This is a genomic window from Halobaculum rarum (assembly GCF_040025155.1).
GTDB lineage: Archaea > Halobacteriota > Halobacteria > Halobacteriales > Haloferacaceae > Halobaculum > Halobaculum rarum.
In genome coordinates this window covers 1,924,142-1,937,106 of record NZ_CP157275.1, presented here as the reverse complement: position 1 = coordinate 1,937,106, position 12,965 = coordinate 1,924,142, and the positions used below count along the sequence as shown (strand labels likewise).

The window sequence follows — 12,965 nt, the reverse complement described above, 5'->3', positions numbered from 1 at the left end:
ATAGCAGTTGCTCGGTCTCCAGTAGCGCGCGAAAGAGAATCGAAGCGGGTGGGGCTCAGCCCCGGCTTAACATTCGCTCCACCCGCAACTCTCGCAGGTTTTGCAGCCTTCGGAGTAGTACAGCGTCATGCTGCCGCAGTCGGGACACTCCGGAGACTCGCCGTTCGCGATGAGTTCGTCCACGGCGTCCGAGTCGGCTTCGCCGACGCGGTCCTCGACGTCGCCGGCGTCCTCCGGCCCGGGCGCGCCCGCGTCGACGGGCGAGTCAACCGCTGTGCCGCCGTCCGATTCGGGAGCGGTCGCGTCGGCGCCCTCGCCGACCTCGTCGAGGCTCGTCTGCTCGGGGTAGCCCTTCTCCACCTCGTCGTCGAGGTAGCGGCGCATCGCCGTGCCGATCGCGTCCGGGATGGACTGGATCTGCTCGCCCTTGTCCCAGGCGATCTTCGGCGAGCGGGTCCCCTGCAACTCGTCGACGATCTCGCGCGGGTCGACGCCCGAGCGCAGCGCCGTCGAGATGACCTTCGCCAGCGACTCCGTGAAGGAGTTGGTGAAGCCGCCGGAGTGGCCGATGTTGGCGAACACCTCGAACGGCTCGCTGGTATCGGGGTCCTCGTTGATGGTGATGTACATCTTCCCGTAGCCGGTCTCGACGAGTTGGGTGACCCCGCGCAGCGAGTCCGGTCGGGCGCGCTTCTCGGTGTAGTCGATGTTGACCGTCCGCTCGTCGGCAGTTTCGAGCAGGTCCGCGACCTCCTCGTCGAGGGCGGCCTGCACGCCCTCGTTCTCGAGGAAGCCCTCGATGCCGCCGAACACCTCGGAGATCTGCGCGACGAGCGCCTCGGCGGCCTCGCTCTCGTCAGCGAAGTCGGCGTTGTCCGCGCGCGTGGTGAGCACCTGCTTCGAGCGGGTGCCGTCGCGGTAGTAGGTGACGCCCTTCCCGCCGTGCTCGTAGATGTACTCGAAGACCTCCTGAGCGTCCTCCAGCGTGGAGTCGTTGGGTGCGTTCACCGTCTTCGAGATGGCCGAGTCGACGCCCGTCTGGCAGGCCACCTGCACGCCCGCGTGGTCCTTCGCCTCGAGGTCGCCGGTGACGACGAACAGCTCGCCGATGGCGTCCGGCACCGTCTCCAGGCCGTCGACGCCGTCGAACTCGTTGGTCGCCATCTGTTCTTGCGCTTCCTCCTTCACGGCGTCGACGTCGATGTCGTTCGCCTCCAGGGTGCGCAGGAAGTAGTCGTCGAACTCGACGAGCATCTCGTCGCCCTGCACGTCGTCGGAGACGTTCTTGTAGTAGGCGACGTTGTAGATGGGCTCGCAGCCGCCGGTGGTGTTGCCCACCATCGAGGTGGTTCCGGTCGGCGCGATCGTCGTCGTGTTGTGGTTCCGGATCGGGTAGCCGTCCGCCCAGTCATCGGGGTCCTCGCCGACGTACTGCTCGAACCAGTCGGCGTAGCGGACGGGGTCGGCGTACTTCGAGTCCTCCCAGTCGTTGAAGCTACCGCGCTCCTCCGCCAGGTCGTGGCTGGCGGCCTTCGACCCGTGGTTGATGTGGGTCATCAGCTCCTCGGCGATCAGGTTGCCCGTCTCGGAGCCGTAGCGGACGCCCAGCTGGATGTACAGCTGTGCGAGCCCCATGACGCCGAGGCCGATCTTGCGCATGTCGCGGACCTTCTCCTCGATCTTCGGCACCGGGAAGTCCGACATGGTGACGACGTTCTCGAGGAAGCGCGTCCCCATCTCGATGCGGTAGTCGAACTCCGCCCAGTCGATGGCGTCCTCGAGGAACGCCTCGACGGCCGCGGACTCGGAGTCGTACTCGTCGCCGTGTTCCTCGACCCACACCCGCCAGTCGGGCGCGTCCAAGTTCGCGAGCGTGGAGAGATTGATGTGCCCGAGGTTGCACGCCTCGTACTCCTCCAGCGGCTGCTCGCCGCAGGGGTTCGTCGCGAGGATGCGGTGATCGGGGTGCTCCTCCACGTCGAAGCTGTGGAGCTTGTTGATGCGTTCGAGGTAGACCACGCCCGGCTCGCCGTTCTCGTGGGCGCCCTCGACGATCTGGTCCCAGATCTCGGCGGCGGGCACCGACAGCACCTCGCCGACCTCGACGTACTCCCCGAGGCCGAACATGTCGTACAGCTCCTTCGTCTCGGGGGTGGCGACGTGCGGCTCCTCCGTGCGGGGGTTGGTGAACGTGAACTCCTCGCCCGCGTCGAGCGCGTCCATGAAGTCGTCGGTGACGCCGACGGAAATGTTGAAGTTCGAGAGGTGGCCCTCGACGGCGTTGCGGAGGTGCTTGGGCACCTTCCCGTCGTCGTCGATCAGCTCGCGGGCCTCGTCCAGCGCGTCCGCGAACGAGGTGTGCGTGAAGTCGTCGGGGTCGTTGAGCCGGAGGGTGTTCGCGAGGCTCACGTCCTTGTTCTTCGCGTGGAGGAACTGGATCACGTCCGGGTGCGAGACGCGCATGACGCCCATCTGGGCGCCGCGGCGCGCGCCGCCCTGCGCGATCGTCTCGCACATCTGGTCGAACGTCCGCATGAACGTGATCGGGCCGGAGGCGATGCCGCCGGTCGAGCCGACCGCGTCGCCGTACGGGCGGAGCTTCCAGAACGCGTACCCCATGCCGCCGCCGGACTGGAACACCTGGGCGGCCTCCTTGGCCGTCTGATGGATGTCGTCGATGTCGTCGGCGGGGGAGTCGACGAAGCAGGCCGACAGCTGCTGGAGCTCGTCGCCGGCGTTCATCAGCGTCGGCGAGTTCGGCATGAACGAGAGCCGCTCCATCAGCTCCTGGAACTCGTCGGCCGTCTCCTCGACGTGCTCGCGGACGCCGTCGGGGAGTTCGGGAACGACGGTCTCGTAGGCGAACTTGTTGACGTTGTAGACGGTCAGCTCGGTCTCGGCGTCCTCGTCGTCGGCCGTGACCCCCGCCCCGAACACGTCCTCGGCGAGTTCGTCGCGGCGCGGGTGATCGGGCTTGAGCTGGTCGGGCGTGACCGTGACGGGTTCGTCGGCCTCGTAGACGGCCTCCGCGAGCGCGACGTTGTGGCCGACGCGCTCGAACAGTTCCTCCTGCGTCTCGATGGGCTCGCCGTCCGCGTTCTTGCGAAGGTAGCGCGCGGGCAGGATGTTGTCGTAGGCGTTGGAGGTGAGCCGGTCCCGCAGCGTGTCCCCCTCGGTTCGTTTGATCGGCAGTTCGAGTTCGTCGGCGTCGAGGTCGGCGCGACTCATTCGTCGCGCTCCCCCCGTTCTTCGCCGACAGATCGGCAGACGTCGGTGTGGATATCGTGGCGTTCCATTGTGGTTTCGGACGGACGTTCGGTACCGGACCCACGCTGATAAACGGCGCGGATTCCGGTAGGCTTGTACTAATTCAACCGTGCTTGATGTAGGCGTGGCTTATCGATATGAGCCTGAGCCCGGTTGATCGGGTCCGTATCAACGTTGTACGAGCGGCGGTATAAGGATGTTCAGAGCGGAGTGGAAGTGGTCAACGATCGGAGCGGATCGGGAAACCGACGGACGGCGCAACCGGGCACAATCGTGTCCACACACGTTCGTGCATTCGCGACCGATCGTCGGAGCGAGTCGGCGCGACGGCGGTACGGCGTCGACCGTTCGATTCGGTCTCCAGGTGGATGAAAACCGGCAGACACGTGGGGAAAGGGATACCACGTCCGGGTGAGTAGGCGAGGTCGTGACCGCCATGAGTTCCCTCGCGCTCGCCGCATCGACCGCGCTGCTCCAGCTTCCCGGACCGCTCGACTCGACGCTCGGAACCGTCTTCCTCGCGCTGGTCGGCTTTCTGGTCGTCCTGTTCGTCGGGCGGATCGTCCTCAGCATCGCCTGGCGGCTGGCACTGATCGCGGCGTTCGCCGTCGGAGTGTTCCTCCTCGTGACGACGTTCCTCCTGTGAGCCGTCGAACAGCTGTCCGATCGCGGCGAGCGACACGCAAGCGGTAAGCCCCCGGCGTGAGCACCACGAACCGACAGATGCTCCTCACGCTCGAAGGGCTCGACGGGAGCGGGAAGACCACCGCCTGGGAGGCCCTCCGGCACGTCTACCCCGACGCGACGTTCACCCGCGAGCCGACCGACTCATGGTACGGCGACGCGGTCTACCGGTCGATCGCCGAGGACGACGCCGACCCGCTGGCCGAGCTGTTCCTCTACATCGCCGACCACGCTGACCACCTCTCGCGGGAGGTTCGCCCGGCGCTGGCCGACGGCGACCTGGTGATCTCCGACCGATACACCGACTCGCGGTACGCGTATCAGGCCGCAACTCTGGCCGACTCCGACCTCCAGCGTCCGCTCGAATACATCCGCGGTATCCACGGCGCGTTCACTCGCGAGCCGGACGCGACGATCTACCTCGACGTCGACCCGGAGACCGCGGCCGCGCGCGCCGGCGCGACCGACAAGTACGAGCGCGTCTCGTTCCTCGCGGAAGTGCAGTCGAACTACGAACGGCTGATCGACGCCGAGCCCGAGCGGTTCGTCCGCGTCGACGCCGGCCGCTCGCCCGAGGAGGTGCTCGACGCCGTGGAGGACACCGTCGAGCGGCTCGTCGAGGCACACGGCGACCACCGCGACCGCTGACCGGGCGCCGTCCTCGATCCCGGATCCGGGCCGATCGCCGGCACCATCTGCACTTATTCGCCGCGCGCCCGTGCCGGAGGTATGCGACGCCCCGTCCTCACGCTCGCGGTCGCGGTCGCCGTCCTCCTCGCCGGCTGCGGTGCCGGAGCCGGCGGCGACGGCGGCCGGACGGTGAATCCCGCGCTCGCGACCACGCCGACCGCGTCGCCGACGCCGACGCCCGAGCCGAGCAATCCGCCCGGCGTCACCGCCGATTCCGTCGACGTGACGACGCTCGCGGCGAGTCACGACCGAACGCTTCGCGACGTGAACTCGACCGTCCGGTTCCGGCGGACCGTCGTCGCGGCGAACGGGACGGTCCTCTCGACGCGCCACAGCGTCATCGAGCACGCGGGCAGCCGGCTCGGTGGTGACTACGTCCGAAACGGGAGCCTCCCGGGAGAAGACAGTCCGCCGATCCGGGCGTTCGCGTTCTGGACGAACGGGAGCGTCACGGCGCTGCGGACGGTCGACGACGACGGCGCCGTCAGCTATCGGGCGGTTCCGGGCGAGCCGCCGACGGTCGCCAGCACCGACGACAGCGGGGAGGAACAGGTGCTCGCCGCGTTCGACGGGACGGACGTTCGGCTCACCGGTACGGTCGCCGTCGCCGGCGAGCGGCTGTTCGTGCTCGCCGCCGAACACGAACGGCTCGATCGGAACGGGAACCGGGTTGAGAACTTCAGCGTCACGGCGTACGTCACCGAGGAGGGCATCGTCCGCGGATACGAGGTTCGCTACACTGCGACGTACGGATCCGGAAACGAGTCGGTCACCGCGACCGTCGTCGAGCGGTTCCGCGTGACGACCGGCGACACCGACGCGGCGCCGCCGGCGTGGGTCGACGAGGCCCTCGACGCGGAGGAGGAAGGGGAAGGGCAGGAAGAGGGGGGGACGGAAACGGAAACGGAAACTGAAACGGAGAGCCAGACCTCACCCTGACCGACACGCTCGCGCCGAGAGGGTGGGGAGATCGGGCGGCTACTCCGCCGCCGGCAGGTCGTACTCCTCGGGCGGCGGCACGTACAGCAGGTCGATCGTGAACCCGAGCGCGAGCGGAACACCGACGAAGACGGCGAGGAAGAGGCCGGCGGCTCCCTCGAACAGGGGCGGGATCACCGACCCCTGCACGAGCCCGAGCACGACCAGGACGACCGGCGAGACGAGCATCGTGTACGTCACCCACCCCCACTGCGTCTTCAGCCGGATCCGGAAGAAGCGCGAGAGCACCGCGACGACGAGCGTGTTCACCGCGAGCGCGACGACGGTGAGCACGAGCGCGAGCGCAGAGACCATACCCCGCCTTGGGGTCGGGCGCTCTTTGGCCTGTCGGGGGCGGCGAGTCGCCGCCTGGCGGTGGGCACGCCGCCGTCCCGCCGCAATTTATGCCGGATGCCGCGACAGGTGGGGCCATGAGCGACGACGTGACGCGGATCGTCGGGGCGCGCGACCTCGACGGGACGCGCTTCGACGCCGAGGACGCCCGCGCGGCCCTGCGCGACATCGTCCGCACCCGCCGGTTCGACGAGCGCGCGCTCGCCCTCCAGCGGCGCGGGTGGATGAGCGGCTACCCGCCGTTCGAGGGACAGGAGGCCGCGCAGGTCGGCGCCGCCCACGCGATGCGCGAGGAGGACCACCTGTTCCCCACCTATCGCTCGAACGCCCTCCAGATCGCCCGTGGCGTCCCGATGAGCGACATCCTGCTGTTTCGGCGCGGCTTCCCCGAGTACCACTCCGACCACGACGTGCCGGTCTTCCCGCAGGCGGTGCCCATCGCCAGCCAGATCCCGCACGCCGCCGGCGCGGGGATGGCGGCGACCTACGCGGACGAGGACTGGGCGAGTCTGGTCTGCTTCGGCGACGGCGCGACCTCGGAGGGGGACTTCCACGAGGGGCTGAACTTCGCGGGCGTGTTCGACGCCCCGACCGTCTTCTTCTGTGAGAACAACGGCTGGGCCATCTCGCTGCCGAGGGAGCGCCAGACCGCCAGCGAGTCGATCGCGGTCAAGGCCGACGCCTACGGTATCGAGGGCGTCCGGGTCGACGGCAACGACCCGCTCGCCACGCGAGCGGTCGTCGAGGACGCGCTCGCGAGCGCCCGCGACGGCGACCCGGTGCTCGTGGAGGCGCTGACGTACCGTCAGGGCGCCCACACCACCGCCGACGATCCGAGCCAGTACCGCGACGGCGACCCGGACCTCCCGGCGTGGCGCCTGCGCGACCCGCTCGACCGGTTCGCCGAGTGGTGTCGCGATCAGGGGATCGTCGACGACGGCTTCCTCGAGGAGGTCACCGAGGAGGCGAACGACGAACTCGCCGAGGCCGTCGAGACCGCCGAGGCCGTGCCGCGACCGGTGCCCGAGGACATGTTCGATTCGCTGTCCGAGGACCTCCCCGCGGACGTACGCCGACAGCGCGAGGCTGCCCGCGCGGCCGCCGACGAGCACCCCGAGACGTACGAACTGGATCGATAGCCCCGTCCGCTTCTCCCGAGTCTCGCCGCTCACGCTGTGCCCGCGCCGTTCGATCGGTGCCGTGCCGGCTACTCCGTCATCGACACGTACGTCCGGGTGTCGGTGACGCCGTCGACGCCGCGGACCGCGTCGGCGACGGTGTCGAGGACGGTGTACATGTCGGGCGCGTCGACTTCCGCGACCACGTCGAAGTCGCCGGCGACCACGTGCGCCTCGATCACAGTCTCGATCTCGGAGATCGCGTCGGCGACGCCCGGCGTGTCCGCGTCCCCGCTCACCTTCACCATCACGAACGCGTGAACCATAGTGTGTGAACATGTACCACAGTAAAAAGCGTTCCTGCGAGGCGGAGGTAGCGTTATATTGCCCCGTGGTAATTGATAGCATATGCGTTTCATCGTTATCGGAGCGGGTCGCGTCGGACTCCGTACGGCGCGGGTGCTCCGCGAGGAGGGCCACGACGTGACGCTCGTCGAGCGCGACACCGACCGAGCGGACCGGGGCCGAGCCGACGGCTTCAGCGTCGTCGAGGGCGACGGCTCGCGCGAGGACGTGCTGGCGAAGGCGGCCGTCGAGCGCGCGGACGCCGTCGGGGCGCTAACGAGCGACCTGAACGCGAACTTCGCGGCGTGCATGATCGCGAAGCACCACGGCTGTCGCACCGTGATGCGCATCGACGAGGACTACCGCGAGGAGATCTACCAGAAGTACGCCGACGAGGTCGACGAGATCATCTATCCCGAGCGGCTGGGCGCCATCGGCGCGAAGAACGCGCTGCTGGGCGGCAACATCCGGGCCATCGCCGACATCGCCGAGCATCTCCAGGTGCTGCTGTTCACGATCCCCGGAGAGTCGCCGATGCGCGGATACACGCTCTCGGAGGTCGAGTTGCCCGCGAACGCGCGGCTGCTGGCGTTCGGCAAACACGACGAACCGATGGGGATCCCGCTGCCCGACAACTCCCTCGAGACGGGCGACCGCGTCGCCGTCCTCGCGGACTTCGACGTGCTCGACGACGTACGGCAACTGTTGGTCGGCGACGACGCCGGCGAGACGCTCGCCTCGGCCGCGAGCGCGGGGGGTGGTGCCTGAATGGTCGTCGCGTACGTGATGGTGAAAGCCGCCTCCGGCGACGCCGACCGCATCCGTGACGCGATCCTCGACCTCGACGGCGTCGCCGAGGCGCACATCGTCGCCGGCGACAAGGACTTCGTCGTCAAGGTCGACGTGGCGGACCCGACCGACGTGAAGCTCGTCGCTGCCGATGGGATCCAGGGGATCTCCGGCGTGGAGGACACGCAGACGTACATCTCGATGGGGTGATCGTCGAGTACCCGGGTTCAGGGACTGTCCCGAGGTCCCCGACCTGCCTCAGAACACGCCGTCGCCGTCGTCGCCGCCGGCCGCACGCGCGCGGCCGATGAGCCCCGTCACGGGCTCGCCGTACTCGTAGCCCGGGATCACGCCCTGGACGTAGGTGCCCTCGACGAAGTCGACGAGAGCGACCGCGTCGTTCAGCCCGCGACGCTCGTTCACGTCCCGGATCGACCCCGTAACCGTCACCTCGTCCCCGTCGCGCTCGACGGTCGGATCGAGATCGTGGCCGGCGGCGGTCACGTCGCCGACGGCCGCGATCCGGCGCTCGAAGGTGTCGAGCCAGCCGTCCTCGACCACGTCCGCGACCTCGTCCTCGACGACGGCCGAGAGGGTCGGCACGGAGACGGTTACGTCGAACTCGACGCGACCGTCCTCGGCCTCCGCGACGGCGACCGCGGCGTCGAACGGCGTGGAGGTGACCGCGAGCGTGCCGTCCGGGCCGTCGTCGTCGACGGCGTCGTGATCGCGGGCGGCGCGTCGGACGCGTCCGGGGAGGGCGGGGTCGTCAGTGGCGGCGTCGCCGACGGCATCAGCGTCGTCGGCGGACCCGTCGTCGGTGTCGCTCATGTCCGTTCGGAGGGTCGGCGCTCGGATAAGCGGCGCGCTCGCGGCACCGGAACCAACCGGCGCCGCCGCGTCCGAACGACGGTGGCACCGCCGGGTTCGTCGCCGGCGCCGGCAGTCGACGCCGCCGAACGCGGGCCTTTACCTCGCTCGCTCGAACGGCCGCGCATGGCCGAGACGTTCCACGACACCGACGCGCTCGTCGCGGCGCTGGCGGGCGCCGACTTCGACCGCCCGCCCGCGCTGGTCGCCAACGCACACATCACCGGCGTGAGCGTCGCCCGCGCGCTCTCGGCGCACGACGTGCCGGTGATCGCACTGGATCGCACCGATTCCGGGCTCGCCCCGCCCTCCGAGGCGGTCGACTACGCCGGCCTGGTCACCTACCCGCTGGACGACGCCGACGGCTTCCGCGCGGACGTCGAGCGGATCGCCGACGTGCTCGATCACGAGCCGGTCGCGTTCGCCTGCATGGACGAGTGGGTGCGCGGGTTCGCCGAGACGGAGCCCGCGGGCGTCCGCCTCCCGTTCTCGGATCTCGCGGGCGTCGAGCGCGTGCTCGACAAGGCGAACCTCTACGCGCTGTGTGAGGATCTGGGGGTACCGTACCCCGAGACCTACGAGGTCGGCGAGCACGGGGTCGAGGAGATCGCCGAGACCCTCTCGTTCCCGTTCGTCGTCAAGCCCGCGCACAAGCGGAAGTTCGAGGAGGCGTTCGGGACGAACGTCATCGAGGTGGCCGACCGAGAGGAGTTCGCGGACCTGGTCGCCGAGGCCGAGGAGCACGGCGCGACGGTGCTCGCACAGGAGAAGGTGAACGTCGAGGTCGGGCGCGACACCTCGCTCGCGAGCTACATGCCCCCGGACCCCGCCGACCGCGACCCGCTCGCCGTCGTCGGCAACGCCGCCGTCCGGTTCCCCGCGTTCGGGACCTCCTGTCTTGTCGAGCGCGTCGAGGAACCGGCTGTCCGCGAGCACGCCCTCGCGGTACTGGAGGAGACGGGATACCACGGTATCAGCGAGGCCGAGTTCGTGTACGACGCCGACCGCGAACGGTACGTGCTGCTCGACGTGAACACGCGCCCGTGGAAGTGGATCTCGATGCCCGTCGCGGCCGGCGCGAACCTCCCGATGGCCGCCTACGCCGACGCCGTCGACGACGCCGAGTACGAGGCGGAGGCGGCGGTCGACGGCCCGCGGGACGCGCGCTGGGTGTACCTCCCGGACTACGTTCAGCGGTGCCTCACCGACGAGGCGTTCTGGGACGTGCTCTCCGACGACGACTGGGCGAGCCTGTTCTCGGGCGAGTTCGAACACGAGGGGGAGCTGACGACCGGGCTCTACCGCCCGAGCGACCCGGCGCCCGCGGTGAAGTACCTGACCGGGGAGTTCACCGACCGCGACTACTACTGCTCCTGTTGAGGTCCGCGGTCGGGGGCTCCGCGAACGACCTTCCCGGATTACGGCTTCGCTTCGAAGACCAGACTGGTTGGTGTCTCTGCCGCCCGGCGGAAGCGGGTGAATCCACCTTCGGTGACGACCTCACGGGTCTGTTCCTCTCCGGCCTGTGCGCCGAGCCCGTAGCCGACCTCCTGACTCAGCGAGTTCGGCGTACAGGCCACAGTCGAGATCGAGTACGCGAGGCGACCGAACGGGGTGAGGTTGTCTTCGACCCGGTCTTCGGCGTACGGTTCGACGATCATCCACGCACCATCTTCGCCGAGCGTCTCCCGGACGTGGGCCGCCACCCCGACGGGATCGCCCATATCGTGGAAGCAGTTGAACATCGTTACGAGGTCGTAGTCAGTTCCGTCGTACTCCCTCGCGGTCGCCGCCTCGAAGTCGACGCGGTCGGCGACACCCGCAGTTTCCGCCCGCTCGCGTGCCACCGCGATCGATTCCTCGTGGTAGTCGATCCCGATCACCGTCGAGTTGGGGTACGCCTCAGCCATCCGGATCGTCGGAGCGCCGTGGCCACAGCCCACGTCGGCGATCCGTCCGCCCGCTTTCAGCTTCTCATCGACTCCGTCGAGGGCCTCGATCCAGTCGAGCAGGTAGGACCCGTAGGACGGCCCGAAGAAGCGTTCGGTGCCGTGAAATACGTCCTCGTCGTGTTCGTGCCAGCCGATGCCCTCGCCCGTTCGAAACGCTTCGCGGAGTTCAGGTTCGATCCGGGCCGCCGACGCCACCAGCTGGAACGCGCCCGGCATGAACACCGGGCTCTCCTTGTTGGCTAAAACGTACGCCTGCTCAGGGGAGAGCTCGTAGCGGTCGGTCTCGGGGTCGTAGGTAACGTACCCGCCAGCGGCCTGCGCGCGTAGCCATTCGCGGACGTAGCGCTCTGCGGTATCCGTTTTCCGGGCCAATTCGGCGGACGGAAGCGGCCCAGCCTCGTCCAGTGCCGCATACAGACCGAGTTCATCACCGATTACGGCCAGCGAGGCATGGACCGTCGCGCCGAGGTCGACAAGCGATGTCTCTACGAGTTCGGCTAGTTTCTGTTCGTTGATCGGGTCAGATTCCGCTCGGGTTTCAGTTGTCATGGTTTCGTCTCTACACGGTTTTCAGGTGTTCACTTCGGTGCTCATCGTCCGTGTAGTCCCTCCCGTGGACGTCGTGCATGTGATCGTCTGCCGATTCGACCGATTCGTCTTTGTCATCCGATTGAACGATGAACCGGCGATCGACCGCTCTACTTCATTATCGAGTCCGTGGTTGTGCCACCTCAGCCCACCTCCGGATGAATCATCGACTGCCATCTCGATAAACATAACTATTATTAATGTTATTCGGCGGTATCTACCCGTCAGTACTTCGTGTCCTTGGTCCAATTCCGCACGCTCACATCGATAACCCGAAATCGAAGCACACTCGACCGATACGACGAATAGATACTCTCTATCCACCGGAGAGGAGGGGTCCCGTCCGAGCACCGGCGGGTCGACGGACCGGTGCTCAGATCAACCGTAACGTCGCCGTCCAGAACTCCGAGAACGCCTCCTCCAGCGCCGCCTTCGGGCTCCCGGTCGCGTCGCTGGCGGCGGTGTGGTCCCCATACTCCGCCAGCCGCTTCACCACGCCGCGGTCGCCGACGAGCACTACCCGGTCGAGATCCCCCGGCAGTCCCGCCAGCGCCTCGCGGCACTCGTCGAGGTGCTCGTCGATCTGCTCCTCGCGAAGCCGCTCGTAGCGCGCCTGCGAGAAGCCGCCCTTGTCGTGCTCGTCCATCACGTCCGTCCGGACCGTCCGCAGGTCGACGCGCTCGTCGCCCTCGTACACTCCCAGTCCGAACGTGTCCGAGCGGACGAGCCCGAACGCGAACCGCCCCGTCGGCCGGAACCAGCCGTCCTCGACCCGAAACGAGTCCGCCCACTCGCAGAACGGATCGGGGTCGAGCGCCGGCGCGAGCGCGCACGACACCAACCCCGCGTCGTCGGCGAACACCAGCGTCGGAGCCGCACGCCGTACGAGCGACGCGCGGTCGCCGAGCGCCTCCGCGACCGGGTCGGGAACGTCGCCGTCGTCGGCGACGAACGCCGAGAGCGCGCCCTCCGGTTCGGTTTCCAGGCTCCGGAGGCGCGCGAGCACCTCGTCGCGGCGGCCGGGGCGAAGCGTCTCGACGCGGCGGAAGTCGACGGACCGCTCGGCGTCCTCCGCGGCCGCGCGTTCCAGTCGGTCCTCCAACTCCGTCACCCGCGTCTCCAACTCGTTGACGCGTTTTTCGGCCTCCTGGCGCTTGCGCGCGGCCTCGCCGCGGCGCCGCTCCTCGGCCTCCATGTGCGCGACCGCGTCGTCGCGCTCCCCCTCCAACTCGGCGATGCGCTCCTTCAGGCGCCTCCTGCCGAGGAGTCGATCGATCATACGCGAGACGGCGCGCCCCCGGGGCAAAAACGGTGCGGGGATCGGCCGGCG

Annotated in this window: 13 protein-coding genes; 7 read left to right on the top strand and 6 right to left on the bottom strand. The window is 68.6% G+C overall.

Translation table 11 applies throughout. The annotated features are described in order from the left end of the window. Window positions 1-66: 66 nt before the first annotated feature. Window positions 67-3,228 carry an adenosylcobalamin-dependent ribonucleoside-diphosphate reductase gene (locus tag ABJD39_RS10055; protein WP_348607887.1) on the bottom strand — a complete coding sequence of 1,054 codons (3,162 nt, stop codon included), beginning with the start codon at window positions 3,226-3,228 and terminating at the stop codon, window positions 67-69. A gap of 475 nt (window positions 3,229-3,703) precedes the next feature. On the opposite strand from ABJD39_RS10055, the gene ABJD39_RS10050 reads away from it, so the two are divergent. The 3 genes from ABJD39_RS10050 to ABJD39_RS10040 all read left to right on the top strand — a co-directional run bounded on the left by ABJD39_RS10050 (window position 3,704) and on the right by ABJD39_RS10040 (window position 5,580). Then, on the top strand, window positions 3,704-3,913 hold the full coding sequence (locus ABJD39_RS10050; RefSeq protein WP_348607884.1) for a hypothetical protein: 210 nt from the start codon (window positions 3,704-3,706) through the stop codon (window positions 3,911-3,913). Between the two features lie 77 nt (window positions 3,914-3,990). Next, window positions 3,991-4,599, top strand: coding sequence for a dTMP kinase (tmk, locus tag ABJD39_RS10045; protein ID WP_348607881.1), 609 nt, complete (start codon window positions 3,991-3,993; stop codon window positions 4,597-4,599). 81 nt (window positions 4,600-4,680) lie between these two features. After that, window positions 4,681-5,580 carry a DUF7537 family lipoprotein gene (locus tag ABJD39_RS10040; protein ID WP_348607879.1) on the top strand — a complete coding sequence of 300 codons (900 nt, stop codon included), beginning with the start codon at window positions 4,681-4,683 and terminating at the stop codon, window positions 5,578-5,580. A 39-nt stretch (window positions 5,581-5,619) separates the two neighbouring features. Here ABJD39_RS10040 and ABJD39_RS10035 read toward each other — a convergent pair whose 3' ends face one another. After that, complete coding sequence (locus tag ABJD39_RS10035) at window positions 5,620-5,934, bottom strand: hypothetical protein (RefSeq protein WP_222913454.1); 315 nt, start codon at window positions 5,932-5,934, stop codon at window positions 5,620-5,622. 128 nt (window positions 5,935-6,062) lie between these two features. Between ABJD39_RS10035 and ABJD39_RS10030 the strand changes: the two genes are divergently transcribed. Continuing rightward, window positions 6,063-7,112 (top strand): thiamine pyrophosphate-dependent enzyme, encoded by a 1,050-nt coding sequence (locus tag ABJD39_RS10030; protein WP_348613629.1) that lies wholly within the window; start codon window positions 6,063-6,065, stop codon window positions 7,110-7,112. A gap of 68 nt (window positions 7,113-7,180) precedes the next feature. Here ABJD39_RS10030 and ABJD39_RS10025 read toward each other — a convergent pair whose 3' ends face one another. Beyond that, window positions 7,181-7,417, bottom strand: a complete 237-nt coding sequence (locus ABJD39_RS10025) for an Lrp/AsnC family transcriptional regulator (protein ID WP_348607876.1) — start codon at window positions 7,415-7,417, stop codon at window positions 7,181-7,183. Window positions 7,418-7,499: 82 nt separating this feature from the next. Here ABJD39_RS10025 and ABJD39_RS10020 point away from each other — a divergent pair, with 82 nt between their 5' ends. Both ABJD39_RS10020 and ABJD39_RS10015 read left to right on the top strand, forming a co-directional pair. Further along, window positions 7,500-8,204, top strand: a complete 705-nt coding sequence (locus tag ABJD39_RS10020) for a potassium channel family protein (protein WP_348607874.1) — start codon at window positions 7,500-7,502, stop codon at window positions 8,202-8,204. Continuing rightward, window positions 8,205-8,435 (top strand): Lrp/AsnC family transcriptional regulator, encoded by a 231-nt coding sequence (locus ABJD39_RS10015; protein WP_348607871.1) that lies wholly within the window; start codon window positions 8,205-8,207, stop codon window positions 8,433-8,435. 48 nt (window positions 8,436-8,483) lie between these two features. Here the strand turns inward: ABJD39_RS10015 and ABJD39_RS10010 are convergent, their stop codons facing one another. Next, window positions 8,484-9,056, bottom strand: a complete 573-nt coding sequence (locus tag ABJD39_RS10010; protein ID WP_348607869.1) for a DUF5813 family protein — start codon at window positions 9,054-9,056, stop codon at window positions 8,484-8,486. Window positions 9,057-9,221: 165 nt separating this feature from the next. Here ABJD39_RS10010 and ABJD39_RS10005 point away from each other — a divergent pair, with 165 nt between their 5' ends. Continuing rightward, window positions 9,222-10,475 carry a carboxylate--amine ligase gene (locus tag ABJD39_RS10005; protein ID WP_348607866.1) on the top strand — a complete coding sequence of 418 codons (1,254 nt, stop codon included), beginning with the start codon at window positions 9,222-9,224 and terminating at the stop codon, window positions 10,473-10,475. 38 nt (window positions 10,476-10,513) lie between these two features. On the opposite strand, the gene ABJD39_RS10000 is transcribed toward ABJD39_RS10005, so the two are convergent. Both ABJD39_RS10000 and ABJD39_RS09995 read right to left on the bottom strand, forming a co-directional pair. Continuing rightward, window positions 10,514-11,596 (bottom strand): class I SAM-dependent methyltransferase, encoded by a 1,083-nt coding sequence (locus ABJD39_RS10000; protein WP_348607864.1) that lies wholly within the window; start codon window positions 11,594-11,596, stop codon window positions 10,514-10,516. A 412-nt stretch (window positions 11,597-12,008) separates the two neighbouring features. Further along, window positions 12,009-12,914, bottom strand: coding sequence for a Vms1/Ankzf1 family peptidyl-tRNA hydrolase (locus ABJD39_RS09995; RefSeq protein WP_348607861.1), 906 nt, complete (start codon window positions 12,912-12,914; stop codon window positions 12,009-12,011). Window positions 12,915-12,965: the final 51 nt, after the last annotated feature.

Bases quoted from the DNA above. Each gene is read 5' to 3' on its own strand.
- ABJD39_RS10055 (WP_348607887.1), bottom strand. From the start codon at position 3,228: ATGAGTCGCGCCGACCTCGACGCCGACGAACTCGAACTGCCGATCAAA.
- ABJD39_RS10050 (WP_348607884.1), top strand. From the start codon at position 3,704: ATGAGTTCCCTCGCGCTCGCCGCATCGACCGCGCTGCTCCAGCTTCCC.
- tmk (WP_348607881.1), top strand. From the start codon at position 3,991: ATGCTCCTCACGCTCGAAGGGCTCGACGGGAGCGGGAAGACCACCGCC.
- ABJD39_RS10040 (WP_348607879.1), top strand. From the start codon at position 4,681: ATGCGACGCCCCGTCCTCACGCTCGCGGTCGCGGTCGCCGTCCTCCTC.
- ABJD39_RS10035 (WP_222913454.1), bottom strand. From the start codon at position 5,934: ATGGTCTCTGCGCTCGCGCTCGTGCTCACCGTCGTCGCGCTCGCGGTG.
- ABJD39_RS10025 (WP_348607876.1), bottom strand. From the start codon at position 7,417: ATGGTTCACGCGTTCGTGATGGTGAAGGTGAGCGGGGACGCGGACACG.
- ABJD39_RS10020 (WP_348607874.1), top strand. From the start codon at position 7,500: ATGCGTTTCATCGTTATCGGAGCGGGTCGCGTCGGACTCCGTACGGCG.
- ABJD39_RS10015 (WP_348607871.1), top strand. From the start codon at position 8,205: ATGGTCGTCGCGTACGTGATGGTGAAAGCCGCCTCCGGCGACGCCGAC.
- ABJD39_RS10010 (WP_348607869.1), bottom strand. From the start codon at position 9,056: ATGAGCGACACCGACGACGGGTCCGCCGACGACGCTGATGCCGTCGGC.
- ABJD39_RS10005 (WP_348607866.1), top strand. From the start codon at position 9,222: ATGGCCGAGACGTTCCACGACACCGACGCGCTCGTCGCGGCGCTGGCG.
- ABJD39_RS10000 (WP_348607864.1), bottom strand. From the start codon at position 11,596: ATGACAACTGAAACCCGAGCGGAATCTGACCCGATCAACGAACAGAAA.
- ABJD39_RS09995 (WP_348607861.1), bottom strand. From the start codon at position 12,914: ATGATCGATCGACTCCTCGGCAGGAGGCGCCTGAAGGAGCGCATCGCC.